The organism is Flavobacterium sp. SOK18b (assembly GCF_014156605.1).
In the GTDB taxonomy this organism is placed as follows: domain Bacteria; phylum Bacteroidota; class Bacteroidia; order Flavobacteriales; family Flavobacteriaceae; genus Flavobacterium; species Flavobacterium tiangeerense.
In genome coordinates this window covers 1-25,059 of the sequence record NZ_QKNZ01000007.1, presented here as the reverse complement: position 1 = coordinate 25,059, position 25,059 = coordinate 1, and the positions used below count along the sequence as shown (strand labels likewise).

21 protein-coding genes are annotated in these 25,059 nt (G+C 34.3%); 15 read left to right on the top strand and 6 right to left on the bottom strand.

What is annotated here, in order from left to right; translation table 11 throughout:
• Positions 1-2 precede the first annotated feature (2 nt).
• A complete protein-coding gene (locus tag DNC80_RS01550; RefSeq protein ID WP_182648628.1) occupies positions 3-1,214 on the top strand; it encodes an MFS transporter in 1,212 nt (403 codons plus the stop codon).
• Between the two features lie 33 nt (positions 1,215-1,247).
• On the opposite strand, the gene DNC80_RS01545 is transcribed toward DNC80_RS01550, so the two are convergent.
• From DNC80_RS01545 to DNC80_RS01520, 6 genes are all read right to left on the bottom strand, one after another.
• A complete protein-coding gene (locus DNC80_RS01545; RefSeq protein WP_182648626.1) occupies positions 1,248-2,129 on the bottom strand; it encodes a DMT family transporter in 882 nt (293 codons plus the stop codon).
• The gene (gene nudK / locus DNC80_RS01540; protein WP_182648624.1) at positions 2,129-2,710 is read right to left on the bottom strand and encodes a GDP-mannose pyrophosphatase NudK; all 582 of its coding nucleotides are present in this window, start codon (positions 2,708-2,710) and stop codon (positions 2,129-2,131) included. Before nudK ends, DNC80_RS01545 begins: the two co-directional genes overlap by 1 nt.
• Before the next feature lie 57 nt (positions 2,711-2,767).
• Positions 2,768-4,039 carry an adenylosuccinate synthase gene (locus tag DNC80_RS01535; RefSeq protein WP_144889029.1) on the bottom strand — a complete coding sequence of 424 codons (1,272 nt, stop codon included), beginning with the start codon at positions 4,037-4,039 and terminating at the stop codon, positions 2,768-2,770.
• 48 nt (positions 4,040-4,087) lie between these two features.
• Complete coding sequence (locus tag DNC80_RS01530) at positions 4,088-4,546, bottom strand: Fur family transcriptional regulator (protein WP_182648622.1); 459 nt, start codon at positions 4,544-4,546, stop codon at positions 4,088-4,090.
• A gap of 118 nt (positions 4,547-4,664) precedes the next feature.
• Positions 4,665-6,887: a bifunctional (p)ppGpp synthetase/guanosine-3',5'-bis(diphosphate) 3'-pyrophosphohydrolase gene (locus tag DNC80_RS01525; RefSeq protein ID WP_182648620.1), complete on the bottom strand. Its 2,223-nt coding sequence runs from the start codon at positions 6,885-6,887 to the stop codon at positions 4,665-4,667.
• A 113-nt stretch (positions 6,888-7,000) separates the two neighbouring features.
• A complete protein-coding gene (locus tag DNC80_RS01520; protein ID WP_182648618.1) occupies positions 7,001-7,786 on the bottom strand; it encodes an RNA methyltransferase in 786 nt (261 codons plus the stop codon).
• A gap of 164 nt (positions 7,787-7,950) precedes the next feature.
• On the opposite strand from DNC80_RS01520, the gene DNC80_RS01515 reads away from it, so the two are divergent.
• The 14 genes from DNC80_RS01515 to DNC80_RS01450 form a co-directional block, all read left to right on the top strand.
• Positions 7,951-8,553, top strand: coding sequence for a trimeric intracellular cation channel family protein (locus tag DNC80_RS01515; RefSeq protein WP_182648616.1), 603 nt, complete (start codon positions 7,951-7,953; stop codon positions 8,551-8,553).
• A 36-nt stretch (positions 8,554-8,589) separates the two neighbouring features.
• Entirely contained in the window at positions 8,590-9,576 is a 987-nt protein-coding gene (locus tag DNC80_RS01510; protein WP_182648614.1) for a GNAT family N-acetyltransferase, read from the top strand.
• A gap of 10 nt (positions 9,577-9,586) precedes the next feature.
• Positions 9,587-10,714, top strand: coding sequence for a DegT/DnrJ/EryC1/StrS aminotransferase family protein (locus tag DNC80_RS01505; protein WP_182648612.1), 1,128 nt, complete (start codon positions 9,587-9,589; stop codon positions 10,712-10,714).
• A gap of 1 nt (position 10,715) precedes the next feature.
• Positions 10,716-12,002, top strand: a complete 1,287-nt coding sequence (locus DNC80_RS01500) for an O-antigen translocase (protein WP_220485186.1) — start codon at positions 10,716-10,718, stop codon at positions 12,000-12,002.
• A 99-nt stretch (positions 12,003-12,101) separates the two neighbouring features.
• Positions 12,102-13,445, top strand: coding sequence for a sigma-54 dependent transcriptional regulator (locus tag DNC80_RS01495; protein WP_182648697.1), 1,344 nt, complete (start codon positions 12,102-12,104; stop codon positions 13,443-13,445).
• 246 nt (positions 13,446-13,691) lie between these two features.
• Positions 13,692-13,973, top strand: a complete 282-nt coding sequence (locus DNC80_RS01490) for a hypothetical protein (protein ID WP_182648609.1) — start codon at positions 13,692-13,694, stop codon at positions 13,971-13,973.
• A 139-nt stretch (positions 13,974-14,112) separates the two neighbouring features.
• Entirely contained in the window at positions 14,113-14,190 is a 78-nt protein-coding gene (kdpF, locus tag DNC80_RS01485) for a K(+)-transporting ATPase subunit F (protein WP_144889189.1), read from the top strand.
• 18 nt (positions 14,191-14,208) lie between these two features.
• Entirely contained in the window at positions 14,209-15,930 is a 1,722-nt protein-coding gene (gene kdpA, locus DNC80_RS01480) for a potassium-transporting ATPase subunit KdpA (protein ID WP_182648607.1), read from the top strand.
• Between the two features lie 8 nt (positions 15,931-15,938).
• On the top strand, positions 15,939-17,972 hold the full coding sequence (gene kdpB, locus DNC80_RS01475) for a potassium-transporting ATPase subunit KdpB (RefSeq protein WP_182648605.1): 2,034 nt from the start codon (positions 15,939-15,941) through the stop codon (positions 17,970-17,972).
• 191 nt (positions 17,973-18,163) lie between these two features.
• Complete coding sequence (locus tag DNC80_RS01470) at positions 18,164-18,718, top strand: K(+)-transporting ATPase subunit C (protein ID WP_182648603.1); 555 nt, start codon at positions 18,164-18,166, stop codon at positions 18,716-18,718.
• Between the two features lie 158 nt (positions 18,719-18,876).
• The gene (locus DNC80_RS01465; RefSeq protein ID WP_182648601.1) at positions 18,877-19,959 is read left to right on the top strand and encodes a porin; all 1,083 of its coding nucleotides are present in this window, start codon (positions 18,877-18,879) and stop codon (positions 19,957-19,959) included.
• Positions 19,960-19,993: 34 nt separating this feature from the next.
• The gene (locus DNC80_RS01460) at positions 19,994-21,121 is read left to right on the top strand and encodes a sensor protein KdpD (RefSeq protein WP_182648599.1); all 1,128 of its coding nucleotides are present in this window, start codon (positions 19,994-19,996) and stop codon (positions 21,119-21,121) included.
• A 1-nt stretch (position 21,122) separates the two neighbouring features.
• On the top strand, positions 21,123-22,853 hold the full coding sequence (locus DNC80_RS01455; RefSeq protein WP_182648597.1) for an ATP-binding protein: 1,731 nt from the start codon (positions 21,123-21,125) through the stop codon (positions 22,851-22,853).
• 300 nt (positions 22,854-23,153) lie between these two features.
• Positions 23,154-25,059, top strand: a 1,906-nt coding sequence (locus DNC80_RS01450; protein ID WP_182648595.1) for an ATP-binding protein, incomplete at its 3' end; no start/stop codon positions are given.

The following is a 25,059-nucleotide window of genomic DNA, read 5'->3' as shown; positions in this document are numbered from 1 at the left end:
ATATGAATACATCTACTAATTCGGTATCCCAACAAGATACAAATCCTATTGCACAGCAAACCGTTTATTCGATCTTGTTTTCTATTGCGTTTGCACATTTACTAAACGATTTACTGCAAGCTGTTATTCCGGCATCATATCCCATTTTAAAACAAAATTTTAATTTGACTTTTTCGCAAATAGGTCTAATTACGTTAGCTTATCAACTGGCCGCCTCTATTTTGCAGCCATTAGTGGGTTTGTACACAGACAAGAGGCCAAAGCCTTTCTCACAAATCTTCGGGATGTTATTTTCTATGTCAGGAATTATATGTTTGTCCTACGCTTCTAGTTTTGAAATGATTATAATTGCTGTTGTTTTGGTAGGAATAGGATCTTCTATTTTTCATCCCGAAGCTTCTAGAATATCGTTTCTAGCTTCTGGAGGCAAGCGCGGTTTGGCACAATCTATTTTTCAGTTGGGAGGTAATGCTGGGACTGCCATTGGACCTTTATTAATTGCTTTAATTGTAGTTCCTAATTCACAGTTTTATATCATTTGGTTTGTCATAGCAGCTTTAATTGGCCTAATGGTTTTGAGTAGAATTGCCTTATGGTACCAGCATCATTTAAGTTTGCGAAGCACCAAGAAAACAGTAATTGCTCTACCAAATTTATCCCAAACTACCATTGTTTTAGCTGTGGTAATTTTGTTGGTTTTGATTTTTTCTAAGTTCTTTTATATGGCTAGTATGTCTAGTTATTTCACCTTCTATCTTATTGAAAAATTCGGATTGTCCGTTCAAGATGCACAGTTTTATTTGGTTTTATTTTTAGTTTCATGTGCTATAGGTACACTTTTAGGCGGACCAATTGGCGATAAGTTTGGAAGAAAATATGTAATCTGGTTCTCTGTTTTGGGCGCAGCACCTTTTACCTTGTTGTTGCCGTATGTAGATTTATTTTGGACAGGAGTTTTATCTGTGCTTATTGGAATCATCATGTCATCTGCATTTCCAGCAATTTTAGTCTATGCGCAGGAGTTATTGCCTAAAAAACTCGGAATGGTTTCAGGACTGTTTTATGGTTTTGCTTTTGGAATGGGAGGTTTAGGTTCTGCTTTACTAGGCCGTCTTGCTGATCAAACTAGTATAACCCATGTTTATTTTATATGTGCTTATCTTCCCTTGATTGGTATAATAGCGCTCTTTTTGCCGAATTTAAAGAAGAAATAGAACGTTTTAATTTTTTTTAATAAATTATCAATCCTATTTCTTATTGGTAATTAACAACCCTGAAATAATGATTCCCATACTGATCATTTGCGAAAGTGAAATTTCTTGATTTAGAAATAAATAAGCTAGAAGTCCACTAAATACTGGGATTAAGTAGTAAATCAAAGCTGTTTTTGAGGTGCCTATCAAACGGATAGCTTCGTTCCATACATAAAATGAAATTAAGGAGGCGCAAACGCCAACATAACCCGTAATTAAGATGGTTTTTGAATCCAGAGTTACTTTTTTAAAGTAAATGTGTTCTACGACGTAAAGCGGAAGCAGAAAAACAGTTCCAATGACAAACACACTGAATAGAAATACTTTTGGAGTTAATTCATCTGGTTTCTGGCGAACTAAAATGGTGTAACACGCAAAGAAAAAGCAAGCAAAAAGCATTAAAACATCTCCAGTGGCAAATTGTATGTGCAGTAATGCCTGAAATGATCCTTTGGAAATGAGTACCAAAACTCCAGTTATGATGATTGCAATTCCAATATTTTGTTTAGTTGAAACTTTTTCTTTGAAAACAATACGGGACAACAATACTATAAATAATGGAATCGAAATCGCAATTAATGACAAATTTACAGCATTAGTTGTTTTGCCAGCAAAGTAGATGAGTGTGTTAAAAAAGGTGATGCCTAACAAAGCAGTAAGTGCTAAGTATTTAATGTGCTTTTTAACTGTTGAAATTGTGTCAATAGTGGCTTTCAAAGCAAATGGTGCCAAAACAATACAAGCCACTGCCCAGCGCCAAAATGCTAAGCCAATAGGAGGGATATGTCCTTTGATCCCGCTTGCAATAACCATATTTCCAGACCAAAGTAAAGTAGCTAGCAAAGCAAATAAAACTCCTTTAATAGTGTTATTCATTACAAAAGGCTATTTATTTTGGCATATTGTAAGAGCATAATTGTTTTAGCATCTTTTAATTCACCACTTTCAATCATAGCATACGCAGCATCAAATGGCATTTCAATAACCTCGATATTTTCCTCTTCATGTTCGGCTCCGCCACCTGCACTTACTTTCATATTCACATCATATTCACCGGTAAATAAATAGAGAATTTCAGTAACAGCACCAGGTGACATATAGGTTTCCATAACTCTTTTTACTTTTGAAATTCGATATCCCGTTTCTTCTTCAGTTTCTCTTATAATGCATTGTTCAGGATTGTCTTGGTCTAGAAGTCCTGCGCAAACTTCAATCATCATCCCGCTTTCGTTGCCATTTAAATAGGTAGGTAGTCTGAACTGCTTTGTAAGTACAACTGTTTTATTATGCATGTTGTATAGTAGTATGGCAGCTCCATTACCTCTGTCGTAGACCTCTCTTTTTTGAGTAATCCAAGAGTTGTCTTTTTTTTGATAATCAAATGTCACTTTGTTCAGATGATACCAGTTGTCAGAGAGGATTTCGGTATTTTGGATTTTAATATTTGGATTTTTCATTTGATTCATTTATTGGAACAAAAAAAACGTCCCGTTGAATCGGGACGTTTAGGATGTTTATTTTAAGATCGTTTGTTTTCTATCTGGACCTACAGATACAATTTTGATCGGCACCTCAACTTCTTTTTCTATAAAAGCAATGTACTCTTTTAGTTCAACTGGCAATTCATCATAAGTTGTCATACCCGTTAAATCTTGTTTCCAACCTTTAAATTCTTGGTAAACTGGAGTCACATTTTCTGGCTCAATGTTATACGGGAAATGAGAGATTTTCTCGCCTTTGTAATTGTAATCCGTACAAACTTTTAAGGTTTCAAATCCAGAAAGTACGTCACCTTTCATCATCATCAATTGCGTTACACCATTAACTTGTACAGCATATTTTAATGCCACAAGGTCAAGCCATCCGCAACGTCTTTGTCTTCCTGTTACTGATCCAAATTCGTTTCCAACACGTGCCATTGTTGCTCCATCTTCATCAAAAAGTTCCGTTGGGAACGGGCCGCTACCTACACGAGTAACATATGCTTTGAAAATTCCGTAAACTTCTTTAATTTTATTTGGAGCAATACCTAAACCAGTACAAGCACCTGCAGCTGTAGTGTTTGATGATGTTACAAAAGGATAAGTCCCAAAATCAACATCTAGTAAAGAACCCTGAGCACCTTCGCACAAGATTGATTTGCCAGCCTTTTGAGCTTGGTGTAAATATTCTTCGCTATCAATAAAGTCTAATTTTTTTAATTCTTCAATTGCTGCAAAGAATTCAGTTTCCATTTCAGCTAAATTGTATTGGATAGAAACATCATAAAACTTGATCATTTCTTCATGTTTGTCAGCTAATGCTCTGTAACGATCTGCAAAATCTTCTAGTTCAATATCACCCACGCGAATTCCATTTCTACCGGTTTTATCCATATATGTTGGACCAATACCTTTTAACGTTGAACCAATTTTAGCTTTCCCTTTTGAAGCTTCAGAGGCTGCATCTAGTAAGCGATGTGTAGGTAAAATTAAGTGAGCTTTTCTAGAAATGATTAATTTACTTTTGATATCTAAATTAAATTTTTCTAGGCCTTCAATTTCTTTTTGAAAAACTACAGGGTCAATAACAACTCCATTTCCTATTATATTTACAGCAGTTTTATGAAAAATACCGGATGGAATAGTTCTTAAAACATGTTTTATTCCATCAAATTCAAGTGTATGGCCTGCATTTGGACCTCCTTGAAAACGGGCAATAATGTCATATTTTGAAGTAAGAACATCAACAATTTTTCCTTTCCCCTCATCTCCCCATTGTAATCCTAATAATAAATCTACCGTCATTCTAAGTGTTATTTGTAGTTAATTTTATATTTTAAGAACAAGTGTTCTTTATTGTTTTTGTTTTTTATTGCCGTATAAGTAAAGCGAGTGATTGGTGATTTCAATATCAAAAATCTCTTCAATTGTTTTTTTGATGGTTTGAATTCTTGGATCACAAAATTCGATAACTTCGCCAGTATCAGTCATGATAATATGGTCATGCTGTTTGTCAAAATAAGACTTTTCATAGTGCGCCTGATTTTGACCAAACTGATGTTTTCTAACCAAAGCACAATCTAGCAGTAACTCAATGGTGTTGTAAAGTGTTGCTCTACTCACACGGTAGTTTTTGTTTTTCATTTTGATGTATAAATTTTCTACATCAAAATGTTCTTCACTATCATAAATTTCTTGTAGGATAGCATATCGCTCTGGTGTTTTGCGATGCCCTTTTTTTTCAAGATAAAGCGTAAAGACATTCCTAACGATTTCTTGGTTTTTTGAGTTGTCTGTGGCAATAAGTGTCATATGCTGGCAAAGATAATTTTTTTAGTTTAAAATGTAAAGTTTTCTTTTTTGAATCCATACAAGATTGCACTTGATTTATAAAAAGAAGGTATTGGCTACTAATTAGTTTGTAAAATAATTAGGTTTTGTATTCCCTTGTAACTTTGTCAATTCCGTCAATTTTTTTAATATTATTAATCATTTTTTTCAAAATAGTGTTGTTTTGAACAATGACAGTTACTTGTCCGTGAAAAATACCTGCATCGGTACTAAGTGAAATACTTTGGATATTGACATTCATATTGCTCGAAATTACTTTTGTAAGTTCATTTGCAAGTCCTAGTATATCCATTCCCGTAATATTGATAATGGCTTTAAATTCTTCTTGAGAAGAGTCAATCCATTTTGCGAACATGATTCTGTATGCATAATTAGATTGCATCCCTATTGCATTTGGGCAATCTTTTTTGTGAACTTTTATTCCTTCATTTATAGTTACAAACCCAAAAACATCATCCCCAGGAATAGGATTGCAACAAGGAGATAATTTATAATCCAGCTTGTCATGTTCTTTTCCAAAAACAAGCATGTCATAATTACTACTGATAATAGGTTTGTGAATGTCCTCATCTGATGTATGACTAGGAGAACGTTTTATCTTATTCTTGAAAAAATTAATGAACGTATTGCTTTTTTGAGCAGCGTAGTCTTTGAGTTGCTGATTTTCTATAGCACCTATTCCTACTCTGTAAAATAAATCAAGACTTGTTTTGAGTTTAAAGAAATTAACGAGCTCATTAATAACTTGCTCACTCAATGTTATTTTTAAATGTTTTAATTTGCGTGTAAGAAGTTCTTTTCCTTCTTCGCCAATTTTTTTAGTATTCTCATTTAAAACATTTTTAATTTTTGTTTTTGCCCTTGAAGTGGTTACATAATCCAGCCAGTTGATAGAAGGTTTTTGATGTTGTGATGTGATTACTTCAATTTGGTCACCACTTTTTAGTTCAAAATTTAAGGGAACTAATTTTCCATTTACACGCGTTCCTCTAGTTCTGATTCCAATTTCTGAGTGTATGCTAAATGCAAAGTCTAGTGAGGTAGCACCTTTTGGCAATGATTTTATTTCTCCTTTTGGCGTAAAGACAAAAATTTCTTTCGAATATAAATTCATTTTGAAATCCTCTACAAAGTCAACCGCATTTGTTTCAGAGTTTTCTAGCGCTTCTTTCAAGAGGTTAAGCCATACATCCAGACCACTTTCTTCGGTAGCTCCGTTTTTGTATTTGTAGTGTGCAGCATATCCTTTTTCTGCAATTTCATCCATGCGTTCGCTACGTACTTGTACTTCTACCCAGCGTCCTTTTGGACCCATAACAGTAATGTGTAAGGCTTCATAACCAGTTGATTTAGGCGATGATATCCAGTCGCGTAGACGACTAGGGCTAGGTCTGTAATGATCTGTTACGATAGAATATATTTTCCAAGCGATGAATTTTTCTTCATGAGGATTTGATTTGTATACAATTCGCAACGCAAATTTATCATACACTTCATCAAAACTTACATTTTGAGCTTTCATTTTTCTTCGAATGGAATAGACTGATTTTGGTCGTCCCTTAATTATATATTCTACATTCTCAATATCTAATGACGTTTTAATAACATCTGAAATATCAGCAATATAGGCGTCTTGTTCTTCTTTAGTTTCTTTTATTTTACTAACAATTTCGTTGTAAATTGATGGTTCAGTGTATTTTAATCCTAAATCTTCTAGTTTGGTTTTAATATTATACAAACCTAGACGGTGCGCTAGTGGAGCATAAATATAAAGCGTTTCTGATGCGATTTTGGTTTGTTTGTCCTCTCGCATAGAATCCATTGTTTGCATGTTGTGCAATCTATCGGCGAGTTTTATCAATATTACACGTACATCATCATTGAGCGTTAATATCATTTTACGGAAATTTTCCGCTTGTAAAGAGGCGTTCAAGTCTTTTTGTACCAATGAGATTTTAGTCAATCCCTCTACAATTTGAGCTACTTTGGGGTTGAATAAGCGTTCAATGTCTTGGACAGTTGTTGGCGTATCCTCAACAACATCATGCAGTAAGGCTGCAGCAATAGAGGTTGCTCCAAGACCAATCTCTGACGCTACAATTTTGGCCACAGCTATCGGATGAAAAATATAGGCTTCACCAGATTTTCTTCTTTGGTCTTTGTGTGCTTCAACAGATACATCAAATGCTTTACGAATGAGCTTTTTATCCTCTTCGGTTAGGGTTTGGTAACTTATTCTTAGTAACTCTTTGTATTCTTGTGCAATTGCTTTATTTTCTTTCTCGATATCAATTTCTATCATAACAGCTTTGTATAATCACTAAATTTAGCAATTTATTGTAATATTTGCAAATCAAAAAGGTGTTTTATCATTTTCTTAGCACTTAAAAAAATGACATTAGTAAGTTTTAAATTTTAAAAACCTCTTTGTCTTTTGGCTTCAAAAATAAGTATTGCAGCTGCTACCGAGACATTCATAGAATCAATTTCGCCTTGCATTGGGATAATTATGTTTTGTGTTGCTGCATTTCGCCAATCCTCTGTAAGTCCTGTTGCTTCTGTTCCTACAACTAGTGCCGTTGGTGTAGTATAGTCTTCTAAATGATAGGAGTTTGAGTTTTGTAAGGTGGCACAGTAAAAGTTGATCTTTTTATCTTTTAAAAAAGTAATAATTTCTGCTGTGGTGCCAGTTGCAATTTGGTTGGTAAACAAGCATCCTACACTTGAACGCACTATATTAGGGTTATACAAGTCGCTTTTTGGGTTTGCAATGATTACGGCATCCAGATTAGCGGCATCGGCAGTGCGTAGGAGCGCTCCAATATTTCCCGGTTTTTCTGGTGCTTCAGCAACAAGGATTAGAGGGTTTTGAGAGAGTTTAAGATCATCCAATTGCATGGATTTAGTTTTGGCTACAGCCAAAATTCCTTCGGTAGTATCTCTATAAGCTAGTTTTTGATACACTTCTTTATTTATAGAAATTAACTCAGCAGTTGCTGATAATTGCAGCGCTTCGGTTTCTGAAATAATCTCTGGAAGAAATAAAATTTGATCCAGAACATATCCACCTTTAACTGCAATTTCAATTTCTCTTTTCCCTTCTATTAAAAAAGTTCCGGATTGTTTTCGTGCTTTAGCCTTTTCCTGTAGTTGCACTAAGGATTTTATATATGGATTTTGAACTGAAGTAATTTGTTTCAAGATTTTGATCTATTTGATTTGTAGCTACAAAGATACATAGAGAAATGACAGTTTTAAAGCCCTTTTATTTAATATTTAATACAAAGCAAGAGCGCTATAATTTAGGTATACTAGAGGTGAATTGACGGAGATTTTATCTATTTTTGACAAAAAACTTGTTTTAAATGTTTCATTTTCTAGATCTTATTGGTACGATGGCTTTTGCACTTTCGGGGGCATTAACAGCTATGAGTAAAAAAATGGACCCTTTTGGTGTTTTTATTATAGCATTTGTCACGGCTGTGGGCGGAGGAACATTGCGTGACATCTTGATTGGGCGTACCCCTGTAGGATGGATGTTAGACGTGAATTATGTTTATGTTATTGCCGTAGGTTTTGTATTGGCTATTATTTTCAGAAAAAAATTTGACAAACTCAGAACTTCCTTATTTTTGTTTGATACCATAGGATTGGGTGTTTTTACACTCATTGGTCTTGAAAAAGGAATTCACATTGGGTTACATCCTATAATATGTGTAGCGCTAGGTACTATGACCGCTTGTTTTGGAGGCGTAATTCGGGATATATTATGTACTGAAATTCCAGTTATTTTTAGGCGGGAGATTTACGCTACCCTTTGTATCTTAGGCGGAATCGTATTCTTTATACTTAGGGATTTAAACCTAGAAAATGATGTGCTTTATTTAACTACTTCGTCAATAATTATTTCGCTTAGATTGATGGCAGTCAAGTTTAAATGGTATTTACCTACCTTAGAAAAGAAATAAAAAAATGATTACTTTAATGCTGTCTAAAATTTAAAAGTGAAGCAATTTTACATAAAAAAATACGAACATACTGATTATAAACTGTGGAATGATTTTATTGGTCAAGCCAAAAATGCTACTTTTTTGTATCATAGGGATTTTATGGAGTACCATAAAGATCGTTTTGTTGATTTTTCACTTTTGATTTATTTCAATTCACAATTGATTGGTGTATTGCCAGCCAACAGAGTTGAGGATACTGTTTTTTCCCACCAAGGTCTTACTTATGGAGGTCTGGTTACAACTGATAAATCTAAGCTCAAAACTATTCTCATGGCCTTTAAGGAGATTTTATATTTCCTAAATCAAAATGCGGTTCAAAAATTGTATCTAAAATCAATTCCCTCCATATATTGTAACAAACCATCGGATGAATTGCTCTATGCTTTATTTTTGGCCGATGCCAAATTAGTTAGAAGAGATTCTCTTGCCGTAATTGATTTGTCCCAAAATATTACATTTGATAGATCCAGAAAAAATGGAATTATAAGAGGGATTAAAAATAATTTGGTTGTTAAGGAGGAAAATAATTTTAACTCGTTTTGGGACAAGGTATTAATTCCTAACTTGAAAGCACAACATCAAATAGAGCCTGTGCATACTGTTCAAGAAATTGAGTTTTTAAAAACGCAGTTTCCTGAAAACATTAGGCAGTTTAATGTATACAACAAAGATGTTATTGTTGCAGGTGCAACCATATTTGAAACCGATACAGTGGCCCATTGTCAATACCTATCTAAATTTGAAAATGGAAAAAAATTAGGAAGCCTTGACATTTTATTCCAACATTTAATTTATCAAGTTTTTGCTCATAAGCGGTATTTTGATTTTGGGATTTCAAATGAACAAAATGGGAAGTTGCTCAACGAAGGTTTGTCATACTGGAAAGAAAGTTTTGGAGCTAGAACAATAATTCAAGATTTTTATGAAGTACAAACGGCTGATTTTGAAAAGTTAACCGCTATTTTTGTAATTAAAAATTAAGTCTTGATAGATGATTAAATTCCTAGATTTAAAGAAAATAAATGCACCTTATGAAAGTGCTTTTCAAGATAAGTTGAAACAAGTACTGGATAATGGTTGGTATATACTAGGGAGTGAGGTGCAGGATTTTGAACGGAATTTTGCTAAGTACTGCGGTACCAAGTATTGTATAGGTGTAGGCAATGGTTTTGATGCACTTTTATTGCTTTTTAAAGGGTATATTGAACTTGGAAAACTACAAAAAGGAGATGCTGTCATTGTTCCTGCTAATACGTATATTGCCAGTATACTAGCTATTTTACAAGCTGATCTTGTTCCTGTATTAGTAGAGCCAAAGCTTAATACGTTCAATATTGATACCAATGCTATTCTAAAACATATTACTTCAAATACCAAGGCTATTTTAGTTGTTCATTTATACGGACAATTAGCAGATATGGATGCTATATTTACCCTTGCAAATGCTCTTAATTTAATAGTACTGGAAGATGCAGCCCAAGCTCATGGTGCTCAAATTACGAGTGGTAATGATGGCTTAGGATTGCAAGAGGAGTCATTATCCCGCAATCAAGCCTATAGTTTTTATCCAAGTAAAAATCTGGGAGCATTAGGAGATGGTGGTGCTATTACAACCAATGACTCTGCTCTTGCTGAAGTTTTAAGGTACTTACGAAATTACGGTTCTAAGGTTAAATACAAAAATGATTTTATTGGGTTAAACTCTAGATTAGATGAGGTTCAAGCAGCATTTTTAAATGTAAAATTACCTTTTCTAGACGCGGCTAATGCTCATCGAATAGCAGTTGCACAGCGATATTTAAGTGAAATTACAAATAATAAAATAATACTGCCAACTATATCTAAATCAGCAATTGCAGGTATGGATCATGTATTTCACTTGTTTGTGATTAGAACACTTGATCGAGATGATCTACAAAGATATTTAAGCGAAAATGATATTGAAACGGTAGTACATTATCCTATACCGCCACACAAGCAAAAAGCATTTGAATTTTTAAACCAATATTCATTTCCCATAACCGAGAAAATACACAATGAGGTTTTAAGTTTACCCATGAGCCCTGTTATGACTGAGGACGAAGTTAGTTATGTGATCACGATTTTAAATCAATATTAGTTTGAACATATTAAGTAAAATTATTCAAAATAAGTTATTTAAAATTGCTACTTGGAATAGCTTGAGTGTTGCCATAAAAATAGTCTCAGGATTACTCACTTCAAAAATTTTAGCTGTTTTTGTAGGCCCTAGCGGAATGGCATTGGTGGGAAATTTGCGTGTTTTTTTTACTTCACTGGAGAATATTTCTACTTTAGGTTTTCAAAATGGCATCGTAAAATATGTTGCTGAAGCCGAAAATAACGATTTGGAACTCAAGAAAGTTTTAGCCACAGTAACTATGAGTTTGCTTGCCGTTGCAGTAGTTTTGAGTTCTGTCTTGTACTTTTTGGCATCTTATTGGAATTTTTTGTTGTTTGGTGAAAAATTCAACTTTGTTTTTATCATAAAAGTCTTGGCATTTTCTTTACCATGGTATACTGTTTCTGTATTTTTTACCGCTGTTATCAATGGACTTGGTAAATACAAAAAAGTTATTTGGATCAATACAATAGGGAATGTATTGGGTTTTTTACTCTCTGTAGTATTAATTATTAATTATAAAACAACGGGTGCGTTACTTGCACTCGTCTTGATGCCAGCAACACTGTTTTTTGCAGCCGTTTTTTTTGCTAACAAAGAAATTGCATTTATATCCTTATTTTCTTGGAAAGAATTTGATTTTGCTATTCTAAAAAAATTAGGATCTTATACCGTAATGACTTTGGCGACAGCTGTTGTGGGTCCATTGATTTATCTCGCCATTCGAAAAAATATCATCGTAAATTTAGGACTTGAACAAGCTGGATACTGGGAGACTATGACGCGTATTTCTTTATATTATATGATGTTTGTGACCACTATTATAAGTGTATATTTTTTACCGCAATTGGCTACAGCCAAAAACAATTTGGCAACAAAAAAAATGTTTTTGGAATTTTATAAATTGGTTTTACCGCTTTTTATAGTTGCCATGGTGGTATTATATTGCCTACGATTTTACATCATTGATCTTCTTTTTACTCCCGATTTCCGTCCTGTTGCGGCCCTGTTTTTTTGGCAATTATTTGGAGATATTTTCAAGGTTGCTGCTTTAATTTTAGGGTGTCAATTTTTTGCCAAAAAGCTTACTGTAGCTTTCTTAACAACAGAGTTTTTCTCCTTATTTATGATGTTTTTTTTAAGTACTTTTCTAATAAAAAAATATGGCATTGAAGGTGTTGTATTAGCGCAAGCAATTGATAATGTAATCTATTTTTTTATTTTACTTTTTTACTTTCGTACAATTTTTGAAAGTGAAGAGCAGTAGTTTTTTAAAGTTAGAAATGATCTTAAAAAAACAATAGCAAACAATATTTTCATGAATCCCCTACAAAAAAATGTATTTTTGTGGTCTAATTGATAGCTTATTTTGAAAAACATACTCATAATTGATGATGAAGAAAAACTTCGAGGATTGCTTGCTCGAATTGTAAAATCAGAAGGTTTTCATGTCATTGAAGCTCCCGATTTGAAATCAGGGTTTAAAAAATTAGAACACAACGATATTGATGTGGTACTCTGTGATGTTAAACTTCCAGATGGAAATGGTGTAGATTTTGTAAGCAAGATTAAAGAATCCTTTCCCGTTGTTGAGGTGATCTTATTAACAGCTTTTGGAAATATTTCCGATGGTGTACAGGCTATGAAAAATGGTGCTTTTGATTATATTGTTAAAGGCGATGATAATGACAGAATACTACCTCTGCTATATAAAGCTCTTGAAAAATCAGAATTACAACGCAAAGTTGTGATACTCGAAAAACGAATTTCAGATAAATTTTCATTCCAAACTATAGTTGGAAAATCAAAAGCTTTGCAGCAAATAATAGAACTTGCAAAAAAAGTAGCCGTTACAGATTCAACAGTCTTATTAACAGGAGAAACAGGAACCGGAAAGGAAGTTTTTGCACAAGCCATTCACGAAAACAGCAATCGAGTAGGGAAGTCCTTTGTGGCTTTGAACTGCAGTACTTTCAGTAAGGAAATTTTAGAAAGTGAATTGTTTGGACACAAGCAAGGTGCTTTTACGGGAGCACTAAAAGATAAAAAAGGGTTTATTGAAGAAGCGCATGGCGGGACTTTGTTCCTAGATGAAATAGGAGAAATGCCTATTGATTTGCAAGCTAAATTGCTTCGTGTTTTAGAAACGAATGAATATATTCCGGTTGGAGGAACTACTGTAAAAAAATCTAACTTTCGTTTAATTGCAGCTACAAATCGGGATTTGAAGGCAGAAAGTGAAGCACATCGTTTTCGTTCTGATCTATATTTTAGGCTAAATATTTTCGAGATTAAGATTCCACCTTTGCGCGAAAGAGTAAAGGATATAGCTCCATTAGCCCAAAGTTTTGCAATTCAATTTTCGGCTAAAACCAATAAAAAAACAGTTCAAATTGATGCTGATTTTCTTCATAAACTAGAGACGTACCACTGGCCAGGAAATGTAAGGGAACTTAAAAACGTGATTGAACGTTCTGTTATTTTGGTTACTAACGAGATTTTAACTCAAGATTTGCTGCCTTACGAAATACAACATCAAACTGCCAAAAACAACAAGATAGTCTCCGCTTTTTCTATAGGAAGCGTCGAAAAATTACACATTCAAAAAGTTTTGAATTATACAAAAGGCAACAAAGCCGAAACGGCGAGGTTACTCGAAATTGGTATTGCCACACTTTACAGAAAATTAGACGAATACAATATTCATTAAAATCATATTATTTTGAGAAAAGCCTATCATTTTGATAGGCTTTTTTTATGCTTTTTTTTGGCATAAAAACTTCAAAACCCTAATTGACAAAGCTTTGAGGTGTGCTATGGTATTTTGGAATGCATTTTGGCATAAGCGATGAAGAACATAATAAATCATTCTTATGAAATCGCCATGATTCGAATTAGAAATAAAATCGAAGAATGGCGATACCATATTCCTTAAAAAAACAAATATTAAATACATATGAAAAATCAAGTCACCACGATTTACAAACAAGCAGAACGCTTTGCCGAAATCACCAAGACTGCTATTATTACCGGAAATATTTCTAGAGCAAAAAAATTTCTGGCACTCGCTGAACGCTTATTGGCAACAGGAAGCAATGAAACTAAAATTGCTATTTCCAATGTCTATCTTTTTTCGGTTTCTTCTTTTATGGAAATGCGCCATTGCACTATTTCAGATCTTTTCCCAAAATCCTTGAAGGCGGAATACATCAAGCAAATAAATGCTTCGGGAGTATAACGAGGCTACTAAATTGTCTAAAAGTCCAATAATCCAATAATCTACAATTATGATAATTACAATCCTTTTACTCGCATTAGCCGTTTTGTTGTTTGCGATTTGTTTTAAATCTGTCGAATTTTTTGAAAAAATTTAAATTATGACTGCACTATTTATTGTCGCACTTGCTGTTTTTGGCTATTTGATTTATGTATTAATCAAGCCCGAAAAATTTTAACTAAATAAACTATTTTTTATGAACACAGAATTATTTGGTGTCATTAGTATTTTTATCATCTCAATAGTTTTGGCTATTCCTATTGGAAAATATATTGCTAAAGTTTTTACGGGAGATAAAACATTACTAGACCCGATTTTCAATCCAATTGAGAAATTTATTTTCAAAATAAGTGGAATTAATTCCACCGAAGAAATGAACTGGAAACAGCATTTAAAAGCGTTGTTAAGCGTGAATATGGTTTGGTTCTTTCTTTGCTTTTTTGTTTTGTTATTTCAAGGTTCAATGCCTTTAAATCCTGACAATAATCCAAACATGACCCCCGATTTGGCGTTCAATACCGCTATTTCGTTTATGGTAAATTGCAATTTACAGCATTACTCCGGTGAAACAGGGGTTTCCTATTTATCACAAATGGTATTGATGTTCCTCCAATTTGTTTCTGCAGGCGTCGGGATGGCAGCCGCAGCAATGGTTTTTACAGCAATGAAAGAAAGAACCACTGATAAATTGGGCAACTTCTATAACTATTTTATCAAAAGCTGTACTAGAATTTTACTGCCTCTTTCTGCTCTTGTTGCCATCGCTTTGTTATTTAACGGAACACCAATGACTTTTGAAGGAAAAGATGCAATTACCACTTTACAAGGTGATTCAGTATCAGTTTCCCGTGGACCAGCAGCAGCATTTATTGGTATTAAACATATCGGTACCAATGGCGGAGGATTTTTTGGTGCCAATTCGGCGCATCCATTAGAGAATCCTACTTATTTTACCAATGCGGTTGAATTATGGGCACAATTAATCATTCCGTTTGCGATGATTTTTGCTTTGGGTTTTTATCTAAAGAAAAGAAAATTATCCTATATCGTTTTTGGGGTGATGACTATTGGATTTTTACTTTTAGTTATTCCAACAGTTATCAGTGAGCTTAACGGAAATCCAGCGATAGAAAAAATGGGAATTGCCCAAAAAACGGGAGCGATGGAAGGTAAAGAAGTTCGTTTTGGACCCGCCATTTCTGGATTTTGGAGTATTGCCACGACCGTAATTTCTACAGGCTCAGTGAATAGTATGCATGACAGCTCGATGCCGGTTTCTGGTTCGATGCAATTATTGGCTATGATGGTTAACGCCTTTTATGGTGGTTGCGGAGTAGGATTTTTGAACTTTTATATTTTCATCATTTTAGCGGTCTTTATTTCGGGATTAATGGTGGGACGAACCCCTGAATTTTTAGGAAAGAAAATTGAAGCCCGAGAAGTCAAAATTGCTGCTTTCATTGCCATTCTTCACCCTTTATTGATATTGTCAGGCACCGCATTGGCATCTTATTTTGCTGCAAATGATACTGCAATGGGCTACTGGTTTAGCGGTAATGCCACTGGCTGGCTGAACAATCCCGGGCATCATGGATTTTCGGAAATGCTGTATGAATATACTTCGAGCGCAGCCAACAACGGTTCTGGATTTGAAGGTTTGGGCGACAACAATCCTTTTTGGAATATCACTACAGGAATTGTGTTGTTACTGAGTCGTTTCCTTCCTATCATTGGGCCTTTAGCTATCGCAGGATTGTTGGCCAATAAAAAATATATTCCTGAAAGTGCTGGAACTTTAAAAACAGACACGACCATTTTTGGAGTTATGGTTTTTGCCGTAATCGCCATTATTGCAGCCTTATCTTTCTTCCCAGCATTAGCCCTTGGACCTTTAGCGGAGTACTTTACATTAAAATAATAATAAAAATGAATAACAATAAATCCAATTCATTATTCGAAAGTAAGCAAGTAAAAGAGGCGCTAGTACAGTCTTTTGTAAAGCTAAACCCGAAAATAATGTTCAAGAATCCGGTCATGTTCACCGTTGAAATTGGAACTGCCATTATGCTTGCTGTGTGTATTGCCATTTTATTTGGCGCACAAGACCAAGGCAGTTTTACTTACAATTTCATAGTATTTTTAATTTTATTAGCAACGCTTTTGTTTGCCAATTTTGCCGAGGCTATTGCCGAAGCCAGAGGAAAAGCACAAGCGGATAGTTTGAGAAAAACACGTGAAGAAACTCCGGCTAGACAAGTTTTAGCCAATGGTGAAATTAAGAATATCAGTTCTTCTGAATTAAAGAAAGGCGATGTTTTTGTTTGTGAAGCAGGAGATTTAATTGCAACCGACGGTGAAATTATCGAAGGATTGGCCACTATAGATGAAAGTGCCATTACGGGAGAGAGTGCTCCTGTAATTCGGGAAGCGGGTGGCGATAAATCATCAGTTACCGGCGGAACTAAAGTGTTATCAGACAAAATCAAAGTTATCGTAACTAACGAACCAGGAGAAAGTTTCTTGGATAAAATGATTGCTTTGGTAGAAGGAGCAAGCCGCCAGAAAACACCTAATGAAATTGCGTTAACTATTTTGTTGGCTGCCTTTACATTAATCTTTGTGATTGTTTGCGTGACCTTGAAACCGTTTGCGGATTATGCCAATGCTCCGATAACCATTGCTGCCTTCATCTCTCTTTTTGTTTGTTTGATTCCAACAACTATTGGTGGTTTGTTATCTGCCATTGGAATTGCAGGAATGGATAGGGCTTTGCGTGCTAATGTAATTACCAAATCAGGAAAAGCGGTAGAAACTGCCGGAGATATTGATGTATTGCTTTTGGATAAAACGGGAACCATCACCATTGGAAACCGAAAAGCAACTCGTTTTTATGCTGCCAAAGGAATTTCGGAAGACGATTTTGTCAAATCTGCAGTTTTGAGTTCGCTGGCTGATGATACGCCCGAAGGCAAAAGTATTGTGGAACTGGCAGGAATTGAAGTGGCAAACAAACTATCTATTGAAGGTGCTACTTTAATCAAATTTACTGCCGAAACCAGAACCAGCGGTGTTGTTTTAAAAGACGGAACCGATATTAGAAAAGGTGCTCAGGATGCTGCAAAAAATATTGCATTGAAAGCGGGAACAATTTTCCCCGAGGATATTGCACAAGCAGTGATTGCTATCTCATCAAAAGGTGGAACTCCATTGGTGGTAGTAAAAAATGCTCAAGTGCAAGGGGTTATTGAATTGCAGGATATTATTAAAACGGGAATGAAGGAACGTTTTGAACGTTTGAGAAAAATGGGTGTAAAAACGGTGATGGTAACCGGAGATAATCCGTTGACAGCCAAATTTATTGCCGAAGCTGCTGGTGTAGATGATTTTATTGCCGAAGCCAAACCTGAGGATAAAATGAATTACATCAAAAACGAACAAGAACAAGGCAAGCTCGTAGCGATGATGGGTGATGGAACTAATGATGCACCTGCTTTGGCGCAAGCCAATGTTGGTGTGGCCATGAATAGCGGAACTCAAGCAGCTAAAGAAGCCGGAAACATGGTCGATCTAGACAATGATCCCACCAAGTTAATCGAAATCATAGAAATAGGAAAACAATTATTGATGACCAGAGGAACGCTTACTACTTTCTCTATTGCGAATGATGTGGCTAAATATTTTGCTATTGTTCCTGCGCTTTTCATCACGGCAATTCCTGCTCTTGAAGGATTAAATATTATGGGCTTACACAGTCCAGAAAGTGCGATTTTATCAGCTGTGATTTTCAATGCGATTATCATTCCAATATTGATTCCGCTTGCGCTAAAAGGAGTTGATTATAAACCGATCGGTGCGAGTGCTATTTTAAAGCGAAACCTATTGATTTATGGTCTTGGTGGCTTGATCATCCCATTTATTGGAATTAAAATAATTGATTTGGTTGTAGCATTATTTATGTAATCCTCACCCCAGCCCTCTCCAAAGGAGAGGGAGCCTAAACCCCATAAAAGGATTGTGAAAAATGAATTTTATGAATTGACAAACGAAATTAAGAGTAAAAAATTTCATAATTTCTCACTCTCCTTTGCTTCGCCAGTTCGCTGTCGCTTGTGCAGGGAAGGTCGGGATGAATAAAAAAAAACAAAAGAAAAATGAAAAATATATTTTCAATATTAAAATTCACCTTATTTATGGTGGTATTGTTAGCGGTTATTTACCCAATGGCAATTTTTGGAATAGCACAATTGGCTCCCAATAAAGGAAAAGGAGAAACAATTACTGTAAACGGAAAAGTGGTGGGCTATCAAAAAATTGGGCAAAAATTCGATAAATCCAACTACTTTTGGGGAAGACCTTCGGTCGTGGATTATAATGCGGCGGGAAGTGGGGGAAGCAATAAAGGGCCGAGTAATTCTGATTATTTAGCATTGGTGCAAAAAAGAATAGACACTTTTTTAATCGTGCATCCTTATCTTAAAAAATCAGAGATTCCTGCGGATATGGTGACGACTTCGGGAAGTGGGTTAGACCCTAATATTTCACCGCAAGGAGCTTTGATTCAGGTAAAAAGGGTGGCGAAAGAGAGAAGGCTATCAGAAGAAAAAGTAAAAGCTTTGGTGCAAGCCAAAATCAATACACCAGCAGTAATAGGAACTGCAACCGTAAATGTTCTAGAATTGAATGTGGCTTTGGATGAATTGAAATAGGATTTATTTCAATACCAAAGTCAATGGCAAATTAAAAAAATAATGTCTTTAAAAACGAGATGCCCTAGCCCCGATAGAAGGGAAAATCCTTTTGTCTCGTTTTTTTGCGAGACAAAAGATTGGAATGATAGCGGGATTAGCTTCTAAAAATAATAGAAATGAAAAATATAATAAGTATCGCTTTAATAGCTTTTGGGATAACAACAGTTAGTGCGCAAGAAACTGAAAAAACACAAAGTCCTTTCACGTTTTCGGGTTATGTAGAATCGTACTACAGTTATGATTTTGGAAAACCCGACAATCATGTAAGGCCTGGATTTATTTACAGTCATAACAAGCACAACGAGGTCAATTTAAATTTAGGATTGGCGAAGGTAAATTATGCTAAAGAGAATGTTCGCGGGAATTTTGCCTTAATGGCTGGAACGTATGCCCAATACAATTTGGCAGCAGAACAGGATTTACTAAAAAATGTTTATGAAGCGAATGTGGGTGTGAAAATTTCGTCGAAACATAATCTGTGGGTTGATGCGGGAATTATGCCGTCACATATTGGTTTTGAAAGTGCTATTGGTAAAGATTGCGCCACTTTGACTAGAAGTATTTTGGCTGATAATTCGCCGTATTATGAAGCGGGTGTGAAAATTGGATATACTTCCAAAAATGAAAAATGGTATTTGGCTGCTATGTATTTAAACGGTTGGCAACGCATCCAGAAAATTGATGGCAACCAAACTCCGGCTTTTGGTACACAAGTAACCTATAGACCTTCTGCCAAAACCACATTAAACTGGAGTACGTATGTTGGGAATGAACAACCGGATAATGTAAAAAAATGGCGTTATTTCAATAATTTTTACGGACAATTTAAAGTATCCGAAAAAACAAGTTTAACAGCTGGTTTTGATTCTGGAGCGCAACAAAAAGCAACAGAAAGTGACCAATATGATGTTTGGTTTTCACCAATTCTAGTGGCGCAATACAAACCGACAACTAAAATCCAATTGGCAGCAAGAGCGGAGTATTACGCCGATGAAAAAGGAGTAATAATAGCAACCGCATCACCAAACGGATTTAAAACATACGGATTCTCCACAAATTTTGATTATTTAGTTGCCGATAATGTGATGTTTAGAATAGAAGCAAGAACTTTGAATAGTAAAGACGATATCTTTTTGAAAAACACTGATCCTAGCAATCAAAATGTATTTTTAACGACAGCATTGGCTATTTCTTTTTAATTTTTTTTCTAAAATTTAAAATCCTAAAACCAAATTGGACAACGAAAAAGAAAATAATGTCAAACACTTTCTTGATTTAATTCAGAAATCACGCAAAGGAAAGTTTAAAGTCTACATCGGTATGAGTGCCGGTGTGGGCAAAACTTTTCGTATGTTACAGGAAGCACATACGCTGTTGAAAAACGGGATAGATGTAAAGATTGGGTTTATAGAAACGCACAATCGGAAAGAAACACACGAACTACTAGAGGGTTTACCGGTCATTCCCAGGCGAACCCTTTTTTACAAAGGGAAATTGCTTGAAGAAATGGATTTACAAGCCATCATCAATTTGCGTCCAGAAGTGGTTATTGTAGATGAACTAGCGCATACCAATATAGAAGGAAGCAAAAATGAAAAACGCTGGCAGGATGTTCTGGAGATTTTGGAAGCGGGAATAAATGTGATTTCGGCAGTGAATATTCAGCACTTAGAAAGTTTAAATGCAGACGTAAAAAACATTACAAATATTGATGTTCAGGAACGCATCCCAGACAGTGTTTTGAAATTAGCGGATGAGGTGGTGAATATTGATTTGACCTCAGATGAGTTGATTACGCGTTTGAAAGAAGGTAAAATCTATACTTCAGATAAAATCCCTACGGCGCTGAATAATTTTTTTAAAGCCGATCAAATTTTGCAGTTACGGGAATTGGCCTTGAAGGAAGTAGCGAGTCAAGTCAATCGGAAAGTGGAAAGTGAAGTACCCAAAAACATTGCAGTAAAACATGAAAGATTGCTGGCTTGTATCAGTAGTAACGACAAAATCGCTAAGACAATCATAAGAAAAACGGCCCGATTAGCGAGTTATTACAACAGCAAATGGTGTGTTTTGTATGTAGAAACGCCCAAAGAAAGCAGCGACAAAATTGCACTCGACAAACAGCGGCATCTGATAAATAATTTTAAATTGGCTACACAACTTGGTGCCGAAGTAATTAAAGTTCAGAATACTCATATTACAGATGCTATTTTAGAGGTGGTCGCTCAAAAACAAATTACTACTGTTTGCATCGGGAAACCGCATTTGAGTTTATTTAAAGTAATTTTATCGACAACTGTTTTCAATAAATTGTTGAACAACCTATCGTCTTCTAATATTGATCTTATAATTCTATCTTAAAATGAAAATTAAAACCAAATTAAACCTGGGTGTTGGCTTGCTTTTTATAATGATAATCATACTTTCATTAGTAGCGGCATTTTATATTTTTTCGATAAAAAAAGACACTGAAAATATTCTGAAAGCCAATTATAACACGCTAGAATATTCGCGTAATATGCTTCTTTCGTTAGATGAAATTAATGGGAATGAAGAAAAGGCAATTATTATTTTTGAAACCAATATTACCAAACAAATTGCCAATATTACGGAGGCTGGCGAAGACAAAGCGACCTATAATTTGCAGAGAAATTTCGATTTATTGAAAGAAAATCGAACCGATGAAACCTTAAAAAGCCAAATCCGTCAAGACATTTTCAAGATTATGAAATTGAATATGAATGCGATAAAAGAAAAAAGTGATATTGCAAAACACACTGCAGAGACCGCTAATTTTTGGATTGCAGTAACAGGAACACTTTGCTTTTTGATTGCGTTCAATTTATTAGTGAATTTGCCCAACAATATCGCCAATCCAATAAAAGAACTCACGGACAGTATCAAGCAAATTGCCAATAAAAACTATTCGCAACGAGTGCATTTTATGAACCACAATGAATTTGGAGATTTAGCCAAATCATTCAATACCATGGCCGAAAAACTGCAGGAATACAATAATAGTAATTTGTATAAACTGTCATTTGAAAAGAAAAGACTAGAAACTTTAATCAACAACATGCACGACCCAATTATCGGGTTAGACAATCAGGGTTTGATTTTATTTGCAAATGATGAGGCTTTGAAAATAATTGGTTTAAAATCAGAGGACGTTATGGGTAAACTCGTAACAACTCTTGCTCTGACCAATGATTTGATGAAATCGTTGATAATTAAAGATCTGTCGGATGAAAAACAGAAATCGCTTCCCATGAAAATTTTTGCTGATGGCAAAGAAAGTTATTTCGAAAAAGAAACCATAAACATTACCATTAAACCCACAGGAGAAGATCAAATTATTGATATTGGGAATGTTATTATTTTAAGAAACATTACTGTTTTTAAAGAACTGGATTTTGCTAAAACCAATTTTATTGCTACCGTTTCACACGAATTGAAAACCCCAATTTCATCCATCAAATTAAGTTTACAATTGCTTGAAAAAGCAGAAACAGGCAACATTAACGAAGATCAAAAGCAATTAATAGAAAGCATTAAAGACGATAGTCAGCGGTTATTAAAAATTACGGGAGAACTGTTAGAATTATCGCAGTTAGAAACCGGGAATATCAAGCTGAATATGGAAAAGAGTAATCCCTATGAAATTATGAATTACGCTACCGAAGCCGTAAAAGTGCAAGCGGAACAAAAGCAAATAGAATTAATTGTCGAAACGGAACAAAATTTACAGGATATAAAAGCGGATAGTGAAAAAACGGCTTGGGTTTTGATTAATTTTTTAACCAATGCAATTACGTATTCAACAGAAAACAGTACGATAATTGTAAAACTTAAAAATGAAAACAATCAAGTTGTTTTTCAAGTGATTGATACGGGAAAAGGAATTGATACCCGTTATAAAACTAAAATTTTTGATAAGTATTTCCAAGTTCCGGGTAGCCAAAAATCTGGAACAGGACTCGGTTTAGCCATTAGCAAAGAATTTATTGAAGCACAAAACGGAATTATTGGAGTAGAAAGTGAGTTGGGACTGGGTAGTACTTTTTATTTTAAACTTCCTAGTAATATTCATTAATGAGAATATCTCAAAGATCAAAGACGTTGAAAACATTGGTTATCGGATTAATACGAAAAATGAAAGAGTTTCTAGAGGTTTTTGTAAAGGGAATGATGGCGTAGTACGAGTAAGATTATTTATATAAAAATATTTTTATTTGTAGTGTTTTAATTATAGATTAGCAAAAGCAAAAAGATAACGTTTGTCAGGTAAGTCAACCCGGTTTTGGTGTGACATGTCTGATTATTTATGACCTATAAACAAGTTATATGCAAGCTTTAGAGAAAATAATCACAAATAAGACAACTTAATAATAGTATGAATACACTTGAAAAACATTTAAAAAACCTTGACAGTAGTTTATTTTCAAAATTCGAGGAAACAAAACAAGAAGTAAATTTATTGCTAGGAAAATATTCTGCTAATTTTCCAACATATACTGATCATTCTATTAATCATACTTTAGAAGTTTTTCAAATTGCATCCGAATTACTATCTAACGAAGAGATTACAAATCTAAACGCTGATGAGACATATATTTTATCAATGTCCTGTTTGTTACATGATATAGGAATGTGTGTTCCAGAGGAAAAAATTAAAGAAATTTCAGAATCAAAAGAGATTCTGGATTATAAAGATTCTCATCCTAATCTATCAACAGAAGAATTTCTAAGAGACATACATCACCAGCTTAGTAATAAATTTATTTTGCATGAATGGGAAATTTTAAAGATTCCATCAATAAAGTACGCCAAAGCAATAGGTATAGTTGCCGAAGGACATAGAAAAGTTGATTTAGGGAATTTTGATGTTTACGAGCCTCAATATTTTCCTAAAAGCGGTAAGGAATTCGTTTGTCTTCCATATTTGGCGGGAATTTTACGTATAGCAGATGAACTTGATGTTACAAATTCAAGAATTCCCAGAATCTTGGAAAAATATTATATGCCAAATAACGAAATAAGTGTTCGTGAATGGAAGAAACATATGGCAACTTCACAGAGAAATTATTTGACTAACCGTGTAATTTTTGAAGTTTCATGTTCTGATCAAAATATTTATGCCGCGCTGCAGGAGCAATTTGAAAAAATACAAAACGTAATAAATTATTGTCAAAAGGTAATAAGATCAATTCCTTTCATAGAGAATAAGCATTATTCTCTAAATTTATCCAGAGTTGAGGTTAAATATATTTATATTGGATTCGATCCTAAAGGTATAAAATTTTCATTTGATATAGAAAACGTTGTAACGGCATTCATTGGAGAAGATCTTTATCACGATAAATTTACTGCTTTGAGAGAAGCACTTCAAAACTCAATTGATTCTTGTCGTTACAAGAGCAAAGTTCTAAAGGAAGAGTATTCTCCGTTAATAACTGTAAGTGTCTCACAAACTACAATTACAGTTGATGATAATGGCGCAGGTATGGATGAATTCATAGTCGAGAATTTTTTTGGAAGACTTGCAAGCAGTTTCTATGAACAGGATAAAGTCAAATCGAAATTTGAAGCAATTGGTCAATTTGGTGTCGGCGTATTTTCATATTTTCTATTAAGTGAATTTATTGATATTGAAACTAAAACTAAAAATAGTCCTGCCATAAAATTTAGGTTTGATAAAGATCCAAAAAGTTACTTTCACTTTTATGATACAGTTGTGAGAACTCAATCTGGTACCACAATCACGATGACGCTAAAAAAAGAATTGGAAGAAAAAATAAATATAACAGTAATTGAAAAGTATATACGTCAAATCTTCAAGCATATCGAAATACCAATAGAAATAAATGATAACTTTTCAAAAACATTAATTGAGAATGAAAATTTCGAAATTGACTCAGAAAAAGAGATAAAAGATCGATTAAAATTACATAATAAAAAAATAATTGACAGTGTAAAAATTGTTAGTTCCAAAATTGATGATGAAGATGTTGAAGGAACATGCGGTTTAATTATTGGAAAAAAATACCTCGAAACTTTTCAATTCTCTACAAATAATTTTGATTCCGAGTTATTTCGTTCAATCAATGATCATCGATCCACAAGTCAAGTATCAATTTGTCAAAAGGGAGTATTTGTGAATAACTATGGTTCATCGTTTTTGGATTTGTTAATTGGAGATTTAAATTTAAAAAAGAAAATAAAAATAAATATTGACAGAAACCAGTTTTCTGATGAAAACCAAATTTATTCCATAATAAATAGATTTGAAACTAATATAT

What these genes read in the sequence shown, in the direction of transcription:
- DNC80_RS01550 (WP_182648628.1), top strand. Translation starts at nt 3, where the DNA reads ATGAATACATCTACTAATTCGGTATCCCAACAAGATACAAATCCTATT.
- DNC80_RS01545 (WP_182648626.1), bottom strand. Translation starts at nt 2,129, where the DNA reads ATGAATAACACTATTAAAGGAGTTTTATTTGCTTTGCTAGCTACTTTA.
- nudK (WP_182648624.1), bottom strand. Translation starts at nt 2,710, where the DNA reads ATGAAAAATCCAAATATTAAAATCCAAAATACCGAAATCCTCTCTGAC.
- DNC80_RS01535 (WP_144889029.1), bottom strand. Translation starts at nt 4,039, where the DNA reads ATGACGGTAGATTTATTATTAGGATTACAATGGGGAGATGAGGGGAAA.
- DNC80_RS01530 (WP_182648622.1), bottom strand. Translation starts at nt 4,546, where the DNA reads ATGACACTTATTGCCACAGACAACTCAAAAAACCAAGAAATCGTTAGG.
- DNC80_RS01525 (WP_182648620.1), bottom strand. Translation starts at nt 6,887, where the DNA reads ATGATAGAAATTGATATCGAGAAAGAAAATAAAGCAATTGCACAAGAA.
- DNC80_RS01515 (WP_182648616.1), top strand. Translation starts at nt 7,951, where the DNA reads ATGTTTCATTTTCTAGATCTTATTGGTACGATGGCTTTTGCACTTTCG.
- DNC80_RS01505 (WP_182648612.1), top strand. Translation starts at nt 9,587, where the DNA reads ATGATTAAATTCCTAGATTTAAAGAAAATAAATGCACCTTATGAAAGT.
- DNC80_RS01490 (WP_182648609.1), top strand. Translation starts at nt 13,692, where the DNA reads ATGAAAAATCAAGTCACCACGATTTACAAACAAGCAGAACGCTTTGCC.
- kdpF (WP_144889189.1), top strand. Translation starts at nt 14,113, where the DNA reads ATGACTGCACTATTTATTGTCGCACTTGCTGTTTTTGGCTATTTGATT.
- kdpA (WP_182648607.1), top strand. Translation starts at nt 14,209, where the DNA reads ATGAACACAGAATTATTTGGTGTCATTAGTATTTTTATCATCTCAATA.
- kdpB (WP_182648605.1), top strand. Translation starts at nt 15,939, where the DNA reads ATGAATAACAATAAATCCAATTCATTATTCGAAAGTAAGCAAGTAAAA.
- DNC80_RS01470 (WP_182648603.1), top strand. Translation starts at nt 18,164, where the DNA reads ATGAAAAATATATTTTCAATATTAAAATTCACCTTATTTATGGTGGTA.
- DNC80_RS01465 (WP_182648601.1), top strand. Translation starts at nt 18,877, where the DNA reads ATGAAAAATATAATAAGTATCGCTTTAATAGCTTTTGGGATAACAACA.
- DNC80_RS01455 (WP_182648597.1), top strand. Translation starts at nt 21,123, where the DNA reads ATGAAAATTAAAACCAAATTAAACCTGGGTGTTGGCTTGCTTTTTATA.